This window comes from Pseudomonas sp. S5F11 (genome assembly GCF_019641515.1).
Lineage (GTDB): Bacteria > Pseudomonadota > Gammaproteobacteria > Pseudomonadales > Pseudomonadaceae > Aquipseudomonas > Aquipseudomonas rhodesiae.
This window is the reverse complement of sequence record NZ_JAIFJZ010000001.1, coordinates 5,640,117-5,656,388: the sequence shown is the minus strand read 5'-3', so window position 1 is coordinate 5,656,388 and position 16,272 is coordinate 5,640,117. Positions and strand designations below refer to the sequence as shown.

17 protein-coding genes are annotated in these 16,272 nt (G+C 62.9%); 8 read left to right on the top strand and 9 right to left on the bottom strand.

Annotation, left to right across the window (positions count from 1 at the left end; all coding sequences use genetic code 11):
* Positions 1 to 75: 75 nt before the first annotated feature.
* Positions 76 to 945 (top strand): GyrI-like domain-containing protein, encoded by an 870-nt coding sequence (locus tag K1567_RS25635; RefSeq protein WP_034114570.1) that lies wholly within the window; start codon positions 76 to 78, stop codon positions 943 to 945.
* A gap of 8 nt (positions 946 to 953) precedes the next feature.
* Here the strand turns inward: K1567_RS25635 and K1567_RS25630 are convergent, their stop codons facing one another.
* The 3 genes from K1567_RS25630 to K1567_RS25620 are packed head-to-tail and all read right to left on the bottom strand — an operon-like array spanning position 954 to position 3,421.
* Positions 954 to 1,619 (bottom strand): hypothetical protein, encoded by a 666-nt coding sequence (locus tag K1567_RS25630; RefSeq protein ID WP_053060084.1) that lies wholly within the window; start codon positions 1,617 to 1,619, stop codon positions 954 to 956.
* A 2-nt stretch (positions 1,620 to 1,621) separates the two neighbouring features.
* Entirely contained in the window at positions 1,622 to 2,989 is a 1,368-nt protein-coding gene (locus K1567_RS25625) for a M48 family metallopeptidase (RefSeq protein WP_259445029.1), read from the bottom strand.
* Between the two features lie 3 nt (positions 2,990 to 2,992).
* Complete coding sequence (locus tag K1567_RS25620; protein WP_034114580.1) at positions 2,993 to 3,421, bottom strand: hypothetical protein; 429 nt, start codon at positions 3,419 to 3,421, stop codon at positions 2,993 to 2,995.
* 173 nt (positions 3,422 to 3,594) lie between these two features.
* Between K1567_RS25620 and K1567_RS25615 the strand changes: the two genes are divergently transcribed.
* Positions 3,595 to 4,542, top strand: coding sequence for an AraC family transcriptional regulator (locus tag K1567_RS25615; protein ID WP_220698981.1), 948 nt, complete (start codon positions 3,595 to 3,597; stop codon positions 4,540 to 4,542).
* Between the two features lie 75 nt (positions 4,543 to 4,617).
* Positions 4,618 to 5,073, top strand: a complete 456-nt coding sequence (locus tag K1567_RS25610) for a VOC family protein (RefSeq protein ID WP_169868995.1) — start codon at positions 4,618 to 4,620, stop codon at positions 5,071 to 5,073.
* Positions 5,074 to 5,076: 3 nt separating this feature from the next.
* On the opposite strand, the gene K1567_RS25605 is transcribed toward K1567_RS25610, so the two are convergent.
* The 3 genes from K1567_RS25605 to K1567_RS25595 all read right to left on the bottom strand — a co-directional run bounded on the left by K1567_RS25605 (position 5,077) and on the right by K1567_RS25595 (position 7,186).
* Complete coding sequence (locus K1567_RS25605) at positions 5,077 to 5,856, bottom strand: SDR family NAD(P)-dependent oxidoreductase (protein WP_034099242.1); 780 nt, start codon at positions 5,854 to 5,856, stop codon at positions 5,077 to 5,079.
* A gap of 55 nt (positions 5,857 to 5,911) precedes the next feature.
* Positions 5,912 to 6,277: a hypothetical protein gene (locus K1567_RS25600; RefSeq protein WP_034136833.1), complete on the bottom strand. Its 366-nt coding sequence runs from the start codon at positions 6,275 to 6,277 to the stop codon at positions 5,912 to 5,914.
* Positions 6,278 to 6,391: 114 nt separating this feature from the next.
* A complete protein-coding gene (locus K1567_RS25595) occupies positions 6,392 to 7,186 on the bottom strand; it encodes a hypothetical protein (protein ID WP_047882074.1) in 795 nt (264 codons plus the stop codon).
* 285 nt (positions 7,187 to 7,471) lie between these two features.
* Between K1567_RS25595 and K1567_RS25590 the strand changes: the two genes are divergently transcribed.
* The 3 genes from K1567_RS25590 to K1567_RS25580 all read left to right on the top strand — a co-directional run bounded on the left by K1567_RS25590 (position 7,472) and on the right by K1567_RS25580 (position 9,714).
* A complete protein-coding gene (locus tag K1567_RS25590; protein ID WP_034099249.1) occupies positions 7,472 to 8,698 on the top strand; it encodes an MFS transporter in 1,227 nt (408 codons plus the stop codon).
* 162 nt (positions 8,699 to 8,860) lie between these two features.
* On the top strand, positions 8,861 to 9,292 hold the full coding sequence (locus K1567_RS25585) for a YeeE/YedE family protein (protein ID WP_034099251.1): 432 nt from the start codon (positions 8,861 to 8,863) through the stop codon (positions 9,290 to 9,292).
* A gap of 2 nt (positions 9,293 to 9,294) precedes the next feature.
* A complete protein-coding gene (locus tag K1567_RS25580; protein WP_220698980.1) occupies positions 9,295 to 9,714 on the top strand; it encodes a YeeE/YedE family protein in 420 nt (139 codons plus the stop codon).
* A gap of 15 nt (positions 9,715 to 9,729) precedes the next feature.
* On the opposite strand, the gene K1567_RS25575 is transcribed toward K1567_RS25580, so the two are convergent.
* Positions 9,730 to 11,190: an MFS transporter gene (locus tag K1567_RS25575; RefSeq protein ID WP_034099255.1), complete on the bottom strand. Its 1,461-nt coding sequence runs from the start codon at positions 11,188 to 11,190 to the stop codon at positions 9,730 to 9,732.
* A gap of 125 nt (positions 11,191 to 11,315) precedes the next feature.
* Here K1567_RS25575 and K1567_RS25570 point away from each other — a divergent pair, with 125 nt between their 5' ends.
* Both K1567_RS25570 and K1567_RS25565 read left to right on the top strand, forming a co-directional pair.
* Positions 11,316 to 13,079, top strand: a complete 1,764-nt coding sequence (locus K1567_RS25570) for a S8/S53 family peptidase (RefSeq protein WP_184336098.1) — start codon at positions 11,316 to 11,318, stop codon at positions 13,077 to 13,079.
* Positions 13,080 to 13,155: 76 nt separating this feature from the next.
* On the top strand, positions 13,156 to 13,536 hold the full coding sequence (locus K1567_RS25565; protein ID WP_034099257.1) for a cupin domain-containing protein: 381 nt from the start codon (positions 13,156 to 13,158) through the stop codon (positions 13,534 to 13,536).
* Between the two features lie 36 nt (positions 13,537 to 13,572).
* On the opposite strand, the gene K1567_RS25560 is transcribed toward K1567_RS25565, so the two are convergent.
* Both K1567_RS25560 and K1567_RS25555 read right to left on the bottom strand, forming a co-directional pair.
* The gene (locus tag K1567_RS25560; protein WP_220698979.1) at positions 13,573 to 14,199 is read right to left on the bottom strand and encodes a glutathione S-transferase family protein; all 627 of its coding nucleotides are present in this window, start codon (positions 14,197 to 14,199) and stop codon (positions 13,573 to 13,575) included.
* A 122-nt stretch (positions 14,200 to 14,321) separates the two neighbouring features.
* Positions 14,322 to 16,061 (bottom strand): OPT family oligopeptide transporter, encoded by a 1,740-nt coding sequence (locus K1567_RS25555; protein WP_220698978.1) that lies wholly within the window; start codon positions 16,059 to 16,061, stop codon positions 14,322 to 14,324.
* Positions 16,062 to 16,272: the final 211 nt, after the last annotated feature.

Below are 16,272 nucleotides of genomic sequence, written 5' to 3'. Positions count from 1 at the left end.
AGCAAACCCGGCTAGGCACGCGCGCCCCGCTATAGTCGACTCTATCGCCGACCGCCCTTCCAGGAGTTTCTCCCAGTGTCCGAGACGCCGACCCAACGCGCCTACACCAAGCGCTTCAACGCCGTCCTCGCCTACATCCAGGCCAACCTCGAAGGCGACCTGTCGGTGAATACGTTGAGCCGGGTGGCGAATTTTTCGGTGTTTCACTTCCATCGACAGTTCACCGCGTTTGTCGGCGTGCCGGTGTCGCGTTATGTGCAACTGATGCGCCTGCGTCGTGCGGCCCATAGCCTGGCAACCGCTGCCGATTATTCGGTGCTGGAGGCCGCGCTCAGTGCCGGTTTCGATAGCCCGGAGGCATTTAGCCGGGCGTTCCGGCGGGCGTTCGGTATGGCGCCGAGTGCGTTCAGGAAGGCGCCGAACTGGCAGACCTGGAATGCGGTGTTCGCTATCCCTCACTTTTCCAGGACGATCATCATGCAATTACGCATCGTAGAATTTCCCCACACCCAGGTGGCCGCGCTTGAGCATTGCGGGCCCGCCGGGCTGGTCGACCAGACGACCAGCCGATTTATCCAATGGCGCAAGCAGAGCGGCCAGTCGCCGGTGGCGTCGAGCCGCACGTTTGGCATTCCCTATAACAACCCCGATACCACTGCGCCCGAGGCGTTTCGCTTTGCTATCTGTGGCGAGATTGACGAGGCGGTGGCGCCGAATGGGTTTGGCGTGCATGCGCGCATCATTCCTGCCGGGCGCTGCGTGGTGGTGCGGCATGTGGGCTCGCCGGATCATATCGGCGAAACGATTTATCCGATTTACCGCGATTGGCTGCCTGCCAGCGGCGAGGAGCTTCGCGACCACCCGCTGTTCTTCCATTACCTGAGCGTCTACCCCGAGACGCCGCAGGATCAATGGCAGACCGATGTGTATGTGCCGCTGCGCTAGCGGACCGATCAAGCCCGCTGGGTTTCCTGGCGCAACGCATCGAGGTGACGTTGCGCATGGGCGGCCTGGCAATAGGCGTTGAGGATCTCTGCGATCTGGTCGCAGTCCAGGGTGCGGCCGCCCTGCATCAGGCCGGCGGACTGGATGCGGATCTGCGGCTGGGGCTTTTTCAGGGCCAGGGCCTGGTTGCCGAACAGCTGTCGCGCGGAGCGATGGACAGGCAGGGGCGCATCGGCACGCAAAATCAGTTTCTGCACCGTCAGCCAGCCTTCCTCACTGATGGAGACGTCGACAATGTCCACCAGATCCACTGGCGCGCTGAGGGTGTCCACAAACAGCTGGCGGCGGGTCAGGCGCATAAAGGCGTGTTGCCCGGCGTTGCGGTGCTGCCAGGTGAGCAGCACGAACACCACGGCCATCACTGCGGCACACACGCCAAGGCCGGTGGAGCCCCGGTGCAGCGCGAACCCCAGCAGCGCCAGGGAAATCAGTAAAAACAGCGGACCGCGCACCTTGTACCGGCGCGAGTTGGTGAATTCGGTCTGCTCGGGTACGCGCTGGATAACCTGCTCAAGTTCGGCGACCGCACGCTTGCGTTGAGCGTCGCGGGAGTCGGCATATTCCTGGCTGAGTGCACCGGCGAGATCCGCCAGCGGATCGGTGGGTTGGGTCATGGTCATTCTCCTTGGACGGTTGATATCGGCGGTGATACGGGCTGTGTGGCAGCCGACGACGCCGTACGGGTGAGTTGGCTGAACCAGTGTCGGTCGTGTTCGGTGGGCACACGGGTGGCCTCGGCCAGCAGGGCTTCATCCAGCGTGACGCCCAGTTGCTGAAGGCGTAATGCCGTGGGCGGGTGCGTATCGAAAGGGTGGGCGATGGCGTGATCCAGTGCTGCCTCGTTCAGGCGCAGCGGGGTATGGCGCAGATGGTCGGCCAATGCCTGGATCAGGTTGGGGTGACGCTCGCTGAGCAGCGTGTTGATTTCAGCGTCCAGCGCGATCACCCGTAACAGCGCTTGGCAGAACAGCCGCTCGCCACCGATGTTGCCGCCCACCCGATCCGCGACCAGTTCTTGAGCGCGGCCCCAGTGATGCACCGCCAGTTGAAAGTGGTGCAGGAAACGCTGCGTCATCCAGATCGCCGGACGCTCGATCCAGGCCGGGTCGGCATCTTCAGCGCGGATAAACGCACAGTGCAGACACATCAGGCTGAAATGCGCGCCGATTTCGCTGCCGCGCTCGGTGTCGCGACTGCTGAAATGGCCCAGCTCATGACCGATGATGGATGCCGTCTCGGCCTGGCTCAGGGTCGAGAGGTAGGTTAGCGGCAGGTAAAGGGTGCGCCCGCTGAGCGAGTCGCCGGCCGGTTGCAAGAGCACATCGACGCTGGTGACGAAAAACGATTGGTCGATGCCCACCACGATATGGTCGGGCACCGGCGCGCCGGTGGCGGTGGCCAGTTGTTCAATCCACGCCCACAAGGCCGGAGCCTTGTCGCGCCCGATGCTTTGCCCCAGAAACGCCGAGGACGGGCTATCCAGGGCATGCCATTGCTGGCGCAGACGCCCGATTAGCAAGCATCCGGCCCACAGCACGGCAACCACCGGCACCGCCACCAGCAGCATGAACCAGCCACCGGCCTTGAAGTGGCTCCAGCCCCAGCTCAGTTCATACAACAGGCTCAGGGCCAATGCGCCCACCAATAGCCCCGTGTACGCCGCCAGCCAATGCCCCAAGGCACGCCAGCAGAGAAACAGGCGGTGGTAGAGAAAATCCCTGGACTTCAGCGCGCGCCAGGCATCCAGCCGCAGCTTGAGCCACGTCGCAGGCCCGGCCACGAACGCGGCAAGGGCCAGCCAGTAGGCCAACCCAGCCAGCACCTGACGCACGCGCAGCCAGGCATAGTCACTGCCGACACTCTGTGCTTCGCGCAGCACGTCATCGACACGCCCGCTTTGCACACTGGCCCAGCCCATCAATACCAGCGGCAGCAGCAACATCGTCAGCGGCCACGACCACGACCACCGCGCGAATCGGCCCATGGCTCAGTTGGCCTGCAAATAATCGGTCAAAAAGGCCTGTGCATTGCCTTGGCTGGACAGGAACTCGTCATAACCGACGTTCAGCGTCTGCGACTCGCCGGGCAAGTACAGTTCGCCCCAACCTTGTTGCAGCACCAGCACCACGAACTTCTGACCGTCCACGGTGGTGGAATAGCGGGTGTCCTTGCTGGTCTTTTCCACGGCCATCTTCTGGATCTTCATGTTCCAGTCATGGTCCACGCCCTCTAGCTGCACCAGCGCCTGGTTGTCACTGCGCGCACCGATACGCAGGGTCCAGACTTTCACGCCGCCTTCACCGGCATAGGCCAGCACTTTTTCCGCGACTTCCGGGCGGTTGTCAGCATGGGCGAGCCCCGCGATCACGGCCAGAACCAAGCCCAGCAGCGCTGCCCACTTGCGATACATCAACATTTGCGGCTTCCTCGACAGTTCAAAGCCGACCATTGAAATCAACGCTTGGCCGCCTGCCAAGCGGGCCGGCCGTGGCGCACAACAATAAGGCCGTGACTCACAACAACTGATCGGCCTGCCCGATGTCGATATCATGCAACGCTGCCCACCAGCTCTAACGGACGCTTTTGCCAATGGACCGCCGCAACCCCTACTTGGACACTCACTTCTGCTTCGATCACCCGGAGGCCCTGGACCAGGCCGGTGTATTCGATGACAGCGCACGGCAGGTCATGGGCAGCGCGATCGGCCATTACCGCGCGCAGACGGTGCGGCCACATGTGCAATATTTCGACTGCGACTTGCAGTTTCCCGAGCCGTTGCGCATCCACAAAGTGCTGCCCGACAGCGTGTGCATCGTGCAGGTGCTGGGTGGGCAATGGCAGCATCGGGTGGACGGTCGGCTCAATCAATACACACCCGGCGCGCCCCATGTACTGGGCTTGAGCGAAAGCATGGAAGCCATGGACCAGATGCCTGCCGGCAGCCGTGCGCGCATGGCGGGGCTGCGCATCGGCGGCGACTATCTTCGCGAGTTGGCCGAAGAAGACCCGTCACTGCAACCCCTGGCCAGGCTGCTCGACGATGGCATGCACTTTTCAGAGTTGCATGGCTGTCGCGCCGTCGGGCGTTTGTTCGAGCGCCTTTATCACTCGCCCTACCAAGGGGCGTTGGAGCGGCTGAATCAGGAAAGCCTGAGCCTGGCCGTGCTGGTCGAGTTGGCGACACATCTGGCGCCGCAGCCAGCCAAGCCCATGGCCCCGCTGCGCAGCCATTCGGACCTGGCACACGAGGCACGCTTCAAGCTCGACACCAACCTGATGAACCCGCCCGGTACGCTGGCGCTGGCACGGGAACTGGGCGTGGGCGAAACCACCCTGAGACGCGCCTTCAGCCGCGTGTACGGCCAGTCGATGCTCAATTACGTGCGCCAACAACGCCTGGAACTGGCGCGCACCCTACTGCGCCAGCGCAAATGGCACGTCGCGCAGATTGCCCACCGCCTGGGCTACGCCAACCCTGCCAACTTCAACCATGCCTATAAGGCGTATTTCGGTCATCCGCCGGGAGCTGAATCCTAGAATTGGCACAAGGTGTTTTGGGACACGCAAATCGGCTACTGTCGTGGGCTTCCCTCTTTCGCCGGATGGCCAGCAATGGATCTGAAATTCAGTCACGTCGATATCTTGGTCGAAGACCTCGACGAGGCGTGCGCTTATTACGCCAACATTCTTAATTCGCGCATCTCCACGACCCAGGTCTGGGAACGCGGCGGCCTGCATGTGCGCTATGCGGTAGCGCTGATGGGCCAGGAGCGTTTTATGCTGGTACAGCCGTTGGCCGGCAACCTGCGGATGCTGTTGGACACTCACGGTGAGGGCATGATTTACCGGCATTGCTACACCACGCCGGACATTGAGTTGGCTTACGCCGAACTGGTCGCCAAGGGTGTGCAGCCCGAGGACGAAAACGGCCTACCGTTGGCCCTGGAGGACCTGCAATCGCCGTCGGGCACGCGCATCATCTGGCTGCCCAAGCGTTTCGGGCACTTCTCCATCGAGATCCTTGAGGAGCAAGGGCTTGAGGCGTTTATGGTGGCGGCATTTGCCTGAACCTCAACGCGGGCCTTTGTTCTCCGACAGGCAGTTGCCGCCGTCGATCACCAGCAGTTCGCCGGTGATGTAGCTGGCCTCTGGCGACGCCAGAAACGCCACCGCTGCCGCGACCTCATCCGGCCTGCCGGCACGCCCCACGGGCACATACTGAGCGGCGGCGATTTCTTCGGCAGTGCTGGACTGCGTCGCGATCCACCCCGGCGCCACCGAATTCACGGTGATGCCAAAGGGCGCAACTTCCAACGCCAGGCTCATGTTCATCCCTACCATGCCGGCTTTGGCCGCCGCATATGCCGCCTCGCCAGGGTTGCTGACTCGGGTGCCGGTGGTGGAGCTGACCTGTACGATGCGCCCGTAACGACGCTGCTGCATCCCCGGCAGGACCGCGCGGGTCAGCAGAAACGCCGTGGTCAGGTTGCGCGCGATTGACGCATTCCAAGCATCGAGGCTCATGCTGGCCACCTCAGCGAAAGCTTCGGCGTCGCCCTGCATCGCCATGCCCGCGTTGTTCACCAGCACATCGATTCGACCCCAGCACGACTCGGCCCACGCCACCAATTGCGCGACCTGATCGGCTTGGGTGAGGTCCGCCGCACGCCCTTGCACCTCGTAACCCTCCTCGCTCAATTGCGCGACGCGCTCGTGGATGCGGGCACTGCTGCCGGTGATGATCAGCTTTGCCCCCGCCGCTCCCAGCCGCCGGGCAATTGCCAGGCCAATCCCCTGCTCACTGCCAGCGCCACTCACCAGCGCGACCTGGCCCTTCCAGTCGTTCACCATTGCACAGCTCCTCGCGGTTACCTGGACAGACTGCTTGCGCCCTCCATGGCGCCGGTCACTCCACCTCGTCCGACGGCGCGCCGTACGCCTCCCCAATCTCAACCCGGTCGGCCTTGAGCCAACCGGTGTAGTCCTCGCCATCCTTGGCGACGAAATTCACTTGCACCCAAGTCTGGTCTTCCAGCATGGCGTAGACCGTCAGGCCGTCACCGGGGATCACGAACAGCTTCTTGTTGGCACAAGCCTCATCCGGCGCGGTATGAAAATGCGCGCGCCCGGTGCCGATAACCTTGCCCTGCACCGCAGGATGAAATTCAGGCGCCGTGCCGGAGATTTTTTCCGCCAGGGCGGAGCAGTCGACAGCGGCCTGAGACAGACCGCTGAACAAGCACAGGCATAACAGGCTGGAACGCAGAAGCATGGGGCGAATTCCGAAGGAGTTGATGGCGCAGGACAATGAAGCCAGAACCTATTGGATAATTCAGGACCATGCCAGCGTTATCTCAGAAATCTAATCCCCCGGCGCGAAGCGAAGTTAAATCACCGTCTGGGCTCGCCGGGCTTCTGCGCGCTCGGGATACATCAGGTCCTCAATTTCTTGATACGTACGCTGAATGCCAGACACCGGCGCATCGGCCTCCATCTTGCGTACCTGGGCGGTGAACTTCATCCCTTCAGCGGAGTTGAAATCGAAGTTGGCAGGCATGTCTCTAATGAGGTATTCGGGCATGGTTTTCCACAAAACCAAATACGCCGCGGCAGGCGCCAACGCTTGCGAGACGAGGCCCTTGCGCACGAGATTACTGGCCAAGTTGTCGAATACCTCTTGCGGGGTGCTAGAAGCAAATGGCTTCAGTTTAATGCCCGCAAAATGAGTGGGGCTTGTGGGGTTGGCTGACGCTTCGGAGGAGCTGCCTTTCTCCAACAGACTGAAGGCCCCCGCCGCCGTGAGGTCAAAACTCGTCGGAGATTGATCACCGCCAAGCTGGCTCTTGAGCTTTTCTCCCAGTTTTTTGCCCAGCTCCTTGCCCAAAGGCGTATGGAGCAGCGCGCCCAGGCGAGCACTGGGGACGTTTGCCACTGAGTTCCAATCAGAATCACTGATTTGAAGACGCATTTGTTCAAGCGTGGGCAGGGGATTGAAGTTGTTCAAAATAGAACCATGGATGGCCGATTGCTTGGCGGTCTCGTACAGCCCCCCCTCTAGCGCAACAGAGGAATTAAGATCGTCGAAGAGCCGCGACGCGGCCGTCGAGTCGTCAACCCCTGGAGTGACGTAACTGGCCTGGGAGGTAGAGGATGTCGTTGGCGTGCTGTTAACCGTAGTCATGTGTTGGGACTCACTGTATTGACGGGAAAAATACAAACCGCTTCTTTCGAAGCGTCCCTTTGTAGTGGAGCAGCAACTGCGTACGTTCCGCCTTGATGTTTGCGAAACATTTACGCGTTATCGCTTTAAAGCGCTTCGTTGAGCAGCGCGCATTAATTGCAGTGATGATCACTATCGAACCACCGACCTGTTTAATCGCCAGACCGGCTTCCTATAATCGCCTCCACTTTCCTCCCCGCGTCCCCGTCGACTGACTTCAGTCGGCCCTCTCCCGGAACCCAACTTATGCCAAGCGCCAGCCAGGCCCCTCGTGGCCTTCCCGAACATAATCAGCAAAGCGTCAAACAACAGTGGTTGGCGATTCTGTCGGTCGCCGTGGGCGCCTTCGCCCTGGTTACCAGCGAATTTCTGCCGGTGGGGGTGCTCAATGACGTCGCCAGCGACTTAGGCATCAGCGCCGGCCACGCCGGGCTGATGGTGACGCTGCCCGGCATCATGGCCGCGCTGGCAGCGCCGTTGCTGTCGGTGAGTATCGGCGCGATGGACCGGCGCTATCTGCTGATCGGCCTGACGCTGATCATGATCATCGCCAACGCCGTCGTGGCCTATGCCAGCGACTTCAGCTTGTTGCTGTTCGGCCGTGTGTTACTGGGCATCAGCATCGGCGGCTTCTGGGCCACGGCCATTGCGCTGAGCGGACGCCTGGCGCCCAAAGGTGTCGGCGTGGCGCAGGCGACTTCGATCATCATGGTCGGCGTAACCCTGGCCACCGTGCTCGGCGTGCCCGTCGGGACCTGGCTGAGCGGCCTGATGGGCTGGCGCATGACGTTTCTGGTTACCGCGTTGGTGGGCGTGCCGGTGCTGCTGGCGCAGATCTTCCTGCTGCCCCGGCTCACCCCGGAGAAAGCCATTCGCATCAGTGATCTACCTGCGCTGTTCATCAACCCACAGGCCCGAGTCGGCTTGATTGCCGTGCTGCTGATCGGCCTGGCGCACTTTGCCGCTTACACCTATGTGGCGCCGTTCTTCAAGCACAGTTCCGGCTTCGACGGGCCGACCATTGGCTCGCTGTTATTGCTGTATGGCGTGGCAGGCGTGATGGGCAATATCTTCGCCGGCTTCGCCGCCAACCGCAGCGTGCGCCACACTTTGTTGCTGGTGGCGCTGATGATCGGCACCAGCACCGCGCTGTTTCCGTACTTCGCCACCGGCTTGACCGGCGCCGCCATGCTGATCGCTCTGTGGGGCTTCGCCTTCGGCGCCTTTCCGGCCTGCGCGAGTATCTGGATGTTCGTCGTCGCCCCCAAGGACGTGGAGCGCGGCATGCCGCTGTTCGTCGCCTTGTTCCAGGTGATCATCGCCCTGGGCTCGTTCTTTGGTGGACGCATCGTTGATCAGATGGGCAGCTCGGTGCTGCTCAGTATGGCTACGGGGCTGGTGGTGTTGGGCTTCGCCACGGTGCTGGTGTTGGGGCGCAGGGTCAGTAATGGGTTGGTGGCGCAGGCTTGCTGAACCGTCGGCACTGCGCTTGAGGCAGGGGGGCTGATGCGCCGTCATCGTGAAGGTCCCCTCTGCTGGCGACGTCTCAAGGATGCGACCGAAAGCCAGCTTTCACAGGCTCAAGCATCCAAACTATGCTAGCGGTACATCACCCTCCCCCACTGGTCCTACCCCATGACCCTCTCCCCAGATTTCACCCCTTGGTCCTCCCTGCTCGGCGGTGCCCTTATTGGGTTATCGGCCGGGCTGTTCATTCTGTTTAACGGCCGCATCGCCGGTATCAGCGGGTTGTTGGGCGGCCTGCTGTCACGCCATGGCGAGGGCCGTGGCGAGAAAGCGCTGTTCTTGACCGGCCTGCTGGTTTCTCCGTGGCTGTGGTCGCTGTTCGGTGAACTGCCGGCTTCGTCGTTTCCGGTCGGCGGTTTTGGGTTGGTGGTGGCAGGGTTGATGGTGGGGATCGGGACGCGCTATGGCGCCGGTTGTACCAGCGGGCATGGGATCTGCGGGCTGTCGCGATTGTCGCCACGTTCGATGGTGGCAGTGGGGTGTTTTATGGGCAGTGGCTTTGTCGGGGTCTATGTGATCCGCCATTGGCTGGGGGTTTGAACATGCGTCGACTGACGGCGTTACTGACTGGCCTGATCTTCGGCCTGGGACTGTACCTGAGCGGCATGACCAATCCCGCCAAAGTCATGGGGTTTCTGGATCTCGCAGGCGAATGGGACCCTTCGCTGGCATGGGTGATGGGCGGTGCGCTGATGGTCAGCGGCGTGCTGTTCTACTTCGCCCGACGGCGCAACATGTCGTTGCTGGGCGCGCCGATGCAGATGCCCACGCAGACCCGCATCGACAAACGCCTGGTGCTGGGCAGCCTGCTGTTCGGCATGGGCTGGGCGATTGCCGGCTTGTGCCCCGGGCCGGCGATAGCGCTGGTGCTGACGGGGCAGTGGCAGGTGCTGGTGTTCGTACTCGCCATGCTGGTGGGCATGGGAATATTCGAAGAGCTTGAATCGCGCCGGCGGCGTTGACTCGCCCGCCGCGCTTCAATCCTTGGCCTGTGACAACGGCCTGGCCACGCTTTCCAATGCTTGCCGTTCCGCCGCCACGCCCCAGATCGCCTGCACCAGCGCCGCGCCGCACATCAATGCGGCGCCGATCAGATAGCCGATCAACAGGCTGCCACGCTGCTGTGTCTGGATCAGTTGCCCGAACAGGGTCGGCCCGATAATCCCGCCCAGCCCGGTACCGAAGGCATAAAACACCGCGATGGCCAACGCGCGGATTTCCAGGGGAAAGGTTTCGGCAACGGTCAGGTAGGCCGAGCTGGCCGCAGCCGACGCGAAGAAGAAGATCACCATCCACGCTATGGCTTGCTGGGTCACATCGAACCAGCCTTGCGCAAAGGCGTAACCGCTCAGGGCCAGCAACACGCCAGACACCGCATAGGTGAGGCTGATCATCACGCGCCGGCCAATCACGTCGAATAGCCGCCCCAACAGCAGCGGCCCACAGAAATTGCCCAGGGCCAACGGCAGCACATACCAGCCAACCTGTTCGGCGGGCACTTGGTAGAAGTCAGTCAAGACCAGCGCGTAGGTGAAGAAGATCGCATTGTAGAAAAACGCCTGGGCGGTCAGCAGGGTCATGCCCACCAGCGCCCGGCGGCGAAAGCTGACGAACAGGGTGTAAAAGATTTCACCCAAGGGCGTGTGATCGCGAGGGTGCAACCGCAAAGCCGGGCTGTTGACCGCCGGCAGTGTGTGGCCCTGGTCGCGCAGGCGGGCTTCGATACCTTCGACGATGCGCAGGGCTTCGTCGTGCCGGCCGTGAATCAGCAACCAGCGCGGGCTTTCCGGCAACCACAGGCGCATCACCAGAATAATCAGGCCCAGGGCCGCACCGATGCCGAAACACAGGCGCCAGCCGAGGTCGCCGCCGACCACGTTAGGGTCGAGCAACACAATGGCACCACCAGCACCCAGCGCCGCCCCCAGCCAGAAGGTGCCGTTGATGGTGAGGTCGACCCAGCCGCGATAACGCGCCGGGGTGAATTCCTGAATGGTCGAATTGATCGCGGTGTACTCGCCGCCGATGCCCATGCCGGTGAGAAAGCGAAACAGCAAAAAGCTCTCCAGGCTGAATGAAAACGCGGTGGCCGCCGTAGCGCCGATGTACAGCCACAAGGTAATGAAGAACAGCTTGCGCCGCCCCAGGCGATCGGTGAGCCAGCCGAACAACAGCGCCCCGAGCACGGCGCCAGCGATGTACACGCCGCCGGCCAGGCCGATGTCGAAATTGCTCATGCGCAGTTCGGGGCTGGCCTTCAGGGCGCCGGACACTGAGCCGGCCAAGGTCACCTCCAGGCCGTCGAGCAACCAGGTGATCCCCAGCGCGAACACCAGCAAGGTGTGAAAGCGCCCCCAGGGCAAGCGGTCGAGCCGCGCCGGCAGGTCGGTTTCAAAGACGGTGCCGGGCTTACCGGCGGGCAGGTGTAGATCGGTCATCGCGACATCCCTGGTGCAGAACCTTACGAAATAGGAGCCAAGCGGCGCCGCAGGAGTTCAAAGTCTTGGAACGCGGCACACCTTGCGGTAGTCGGAACAACACCTCCCGGCAAAGAACCTGGCCCATGCCCTTCAAATCCTCCGTCCTCGCAACCCTTTTCACATTGGCCGCCAGCGCAGCCGCCTGTGCCCAGGAGCCCCTGCGCCTGGAAAACCTCAAGCGCTGCGGCGACCTGCTGGAAAACCGCGAGCAGGACTGGTGCCTCAGCGTCCGCGGGCTGGGCGCTGCCACGCCGCAGTTGAAACTGGCGGGTAAGGCCCTGCCCGCGCCAGCCGTTGTGCGCGACGGCAACACCCTGCGCCTGCGCCTCGACAGCAGCCACTACCAGAGCGGCCCGTTATGGCTGGAGGACGGCCCGCGCACCAGTAACGCGGCATGGCTCACTCTGCGCCACAGCCATGTGGTGGCCGCCCGCCCGGATGAAGTGGCAAAGAACATGGACGGCCTGACCACCTATGTGGACCTGGTCAGCGTGCTGATCGAGGAAGACCAGAACGGCCGCCAGGAAGCCGAGCGCCTGGCCCGCAAATACGGGGCGACGGTGGTCGGTGCCATCGCGCCGCTGAATGTCTACCAGCTACGTTTGCCCGCCAAAGACCTGATGCAGCGTGACGCGCTGGTGCTGCGCCTGGGCAGCGAGACCGGGGTAGATGCGGTGGTGATCGAAGAATCGGGCGCCGAAGAACAGGAGCAGGCCGCGCCACAGGCCACGCCGAGCAAGCCTGCGCCGGACTCCGATGAGTGGGCCGCCAACCGTTTTCTCGACGCGGTGGCCTACTATCAGCGGCGCATCCCTGGGCACCACACACCGATCACGCCACAACCAATTCGCATCGGCGTCATCGAACGCGGCGTGGATTTCGACACCGCGGACTTCGCCGACGACCTCGGCGCATGCACGGGGAAGCGTACCTGCGTGTACGCTCGCGACACCTCCAAGCCCGACAGCCATGGCACTACCGTCACCGGCATCCTCGCGGCGCGCTGGGACAAGGGCGGCAACCGGGGCTTGCTGAGCGGTCTGGATAAGGCCAGCGGCGGCTTCGAGGTCATCGTTGACCGCAACTCCGACGCCGGCATCACCGCCAACATCGCCGCCTCGGTCAACCTGGTGGAGGACGGCGTGCGGGTGCTGAACTGGAGCTGGGGTATCCATCGCGTCGGCACTCAAGACGTCAACGGCAAGGAGGTCGATTCCCTGGTGCGCTCGGGCATCGCCATGAGCGGCTACGAGGAACTGCTGGAGGAGTTTTTCCTGTGGCTGCGCAAGGAACATCCCGACGTGATCGTGGTGAATTCCGCGGGGAATGGCTCGGCGTTCTCCGGCACCGATGACTATCGCCTGCCCTCCTCGTTTATCACCGAGCAACTGTTGGTGGTGGGCGGGCACCAGCGCAGCGAGCGCACTGACGTGGGGGTGGATGATCCAGGCTATGCGGTCACCCGCAGCTCATCGAACGTGGATATGCGCGTGGACATCACCGCCGCAGCCTGCACCCACGCTTCGACGCCGGGGGCCGACGAACAAGGCGCCGTGCATTGCGGCACCTCGTACGCGACGCCAATGGTGGCCGGCCTCGCGGCGGCGATGCTGTCGATTAACCCGCAGTTGCAGCCCGAGCAACTGCGCATGCTGCTGCGCCGTAGCGCCATGACCATCGGTGATCAGCATGATTTCGAACGCAGCGACGCCCAAGACCTCACCGCGCCAATCCTGCCCTCGGAGCGCAACTACCAGCTTGACGACAAAGACGTAGGACGCTCGGCCCGCCTGGACATGCAAAAGGCCCTGGACCTGGCGGTGCAGAGCCGCACGCGGGTGCGCTGACGCGCACAATCGTGCAAGCCCGTTTGGCCATCGCGTCGATAGTCTGGTCATCCTATAAATGATCAGAGGCTTCGTGATGGCTCAGTCAAACCCCACCGCACAACCGATCAACCTCACCCACAAAGCTTCGCTTATCCCTGAACAGTGGAGCCCCAGGGTCGTTGCGCAAATGAACGACTACCAATTCAAAGTGGTGCGCATTGAAGGTGAGTTCATCTGGCATGCCCACCCGGAAACCGACGAAGCGTTCCTGGTGCTCGAAGGCACCTTGCGCATCGATCTGCCGGACGGGCCGGTGTATGTGGCGCCAGGCGAACTGTATGTGGTGCCGCGTGGCATGCAGCACCGCACGGCTGCGGAGGGCGAAGCCCGGTTGCTGATGATCGAGCCGCGTGGCGTGTTGAACACCGGGCATGAAGGCGGCGATCGCACGGCGACGAATGATGTGTGGATCTGAACATTCCTCGCCGACAATGCCGCCTGCATCACACGATCATTTGGCGAACGCGTACTCGCCACCCTGCTCCACCGCTTTGCGGTAGGCCGGGCGCGCTTGCAGGCGTTGCAGCCACGCCGCCAGATGCGGGTAAGCCTGCAATTTGCCTTGGGCTTGGGCGATTTCGCCGATAAAACTCATCTGGATATCCGCGCCGCTGATGGCTTCACCCACCAGGTACGGGGTGCGCGCCAGCACGTCGTTGAGGTAGCCCAGGTAGTTGGCCAGTTCCGATTCGATACGCGGATGCAACGGCGCGCCGGCCTCGCCCAGGCGGCCGACATACAGGTTGAGCATCAACGGCAGCATCGCCGAGCCTTCGGCGAAATGCAGCCATTGCACGTATTCGTCGTAGGTGGCGCTGGCCGGATCGGGCTGCAAGCGGCCCTGGCCGTGGCGGCGGATCAGGTAGTCAACGATGGCGCCGGACTCGATCACCACATGGGGGCCGTCCTCGATCACCGGGGACTTGCCCAGTGGGTGGACCGCTTTGAGTTCAGCCGGCGCGAGGTTGGTCTTGGGGTCGCGCTGGTAACGCTTGATCTCGTAGGGCAGGCCCAGTTCTTCCAGTAGCCACAGGATGCGCTGGGAGCGCGAGTTGTTCAGATGGTGGACAGTGATCATACAAACTCCGCGGGCGACAGTAGGTGTGTAGCAACAGACTACGCCAACGCGGCCGAGTGCCGTGCATTAACCAACCGCGTGAGTGTGGCGAGCGGCTCGGTGCAGGCCGAGCCGTATCGACCTCAGCCGTTGACCATCGCCCACAGCGAAGCGCCGACCCCGGTGATACTCTCCCCGGCGATCAACCCCGCCGCAGCGGTGATTGCAAAGCGCTCGGTGAGGCTCGGCCAACGGCAACTCACCAGCCAGGTCAGCACGGCGCCGAGGGCCATCATCAGCGAGACCGACGCCGGCAGTACGAATGCCAGGCCCAACGCAGCGGCACTGGGCAGGTAACGCGCACGGTGCGCGGGCAAGGTGCTGTCCAGAATGCCGAGCAGTACCCCGATCACGCCGCCCAACCCAATCGCCCAGCGGATACTGATCGACAACGAGTCAAGCCCATGGGTCAGGGTTTGCGCCACGGCTTTCCAGGTGGCGACGGCCGGAGCAGGCCACTGCTCGGTCAACAACATGGCTTGTGGGTCGGGGATCAGCGCCAGGTAAGCGAATACGCCGACGATGCTGCCGATAAAAATCCCCAGGATTTGCGCGATCACCTGTTTATGCGGTGTGGCGCCAATCGCCTTGCCCACCTTGAAATCATTCATCAGGTCGGTGCACTGCCCGGCTGAACCGCCTGCGGTGTTAGCGCTCATCAGGTTGATCGGCACCTGGCCCGGCGCGACGATGCCAAAACTCAGCTGGGACAACTGCCCGATGGCGCCAATCGGCGGAATACCCGTGGCGCCCACCACGCGCGCGGCCACCGCGGCCAGGCAGATCGCCAACGGAATGGTCAGCAGCGCCATCCACAGGTTGATGCCGAACAACAGCGCCTGCAGGCTGACCACCAAGGCAATCGCCAGCACGAATCCAGCGGCCGGACCGGGCTTGGGCACACGCCAAGCCTGCGCCCCGGTAGAGCGGCTGGACGCATATAGCGCCCACAACCGAATAGCCAGAGATGCCAAGGTCGAACACACCATCAGGCTCACGCCCGGCCACAACAGCCATTCCACCAGCGCGGCAAACTGCGGGCCGGTGCTGCCGGCGGGCACGATCACCAAGCCTTCGGCCAGCAGCCATGGCGCAAGCCCACCCCAGGCGAGCACGGCGCCGAGCAACAGGGTCAGGCCGACGCGGATGCCGATGATGCCGCCAAACCCCACCAGCAACAGCGATGGGTCGGCACTGAAGGTCAGGCGCTCCAAGTGGGCGCTCGGCGACCAGCGCGGCAGGGTCCATAGAAACGTGTCCACCCATTTGACCAGCCCGGACAGCAACGCAGCGACCAGCAGCACTTTCAAGCGCGTCGCGGCTTCGCGGCCATGGTTGTAGATGTGCAGCAGGGTTTCCAGGGTGGCCATGCCTTCGGGAAATTTCAGCGCGTTGTCATTGAGCAACGAGGGCCGCAGGTACCAGGCGATCCAGATCCCCAGAAAACTCACCGAGAACACCCAGGCGATCATCGGCAACGCGTCCAACTGGTTGCCGGTCAGCAAGGTATAGGCCGGAATCGGCGCCACCAGCCCGCCGGAGATGATCGACGCGGCGGCCGAGGCGACGGTCTGGTTGATATTGCTTTCATGCAACGTCCACGGCAGCGCCTGGGACGAACGCCGGGCCAGGTCTTGCCAGATTGCGTAGCCGACCAGCAGGGCAATGATCGACATATTGAACGACCAGCCGATCTTCAGCCCGGCGTAGACATTGGAAGGCGTGAGCAGGATACCGAGCAGCGTACCGGTGACGACGGCGCGCAGGCTCAGCTCGCGTTTGATAGGGCCGTGCTCAGGGAGCGCTGGCGGGGTGGAAGGCATGCGGAGTCCTTTCAGCAAAAAAAGAGCGACCCAACTAGTGAGCCCCCTCAGCTTCGAAGGTTCCTGAAACGACACCCGAACCTCTGTTTGTGCTGAGCGGACTTGCTGCTATGAACAGCCTTGTTGGATTGGGAGAGCTTGATGGGGTGGGCGGGCTTTAAGCTTTCTGTGGCGAGCGGGCTTGCCCCGCGCTGGGCTGCGAAGCGGCCCC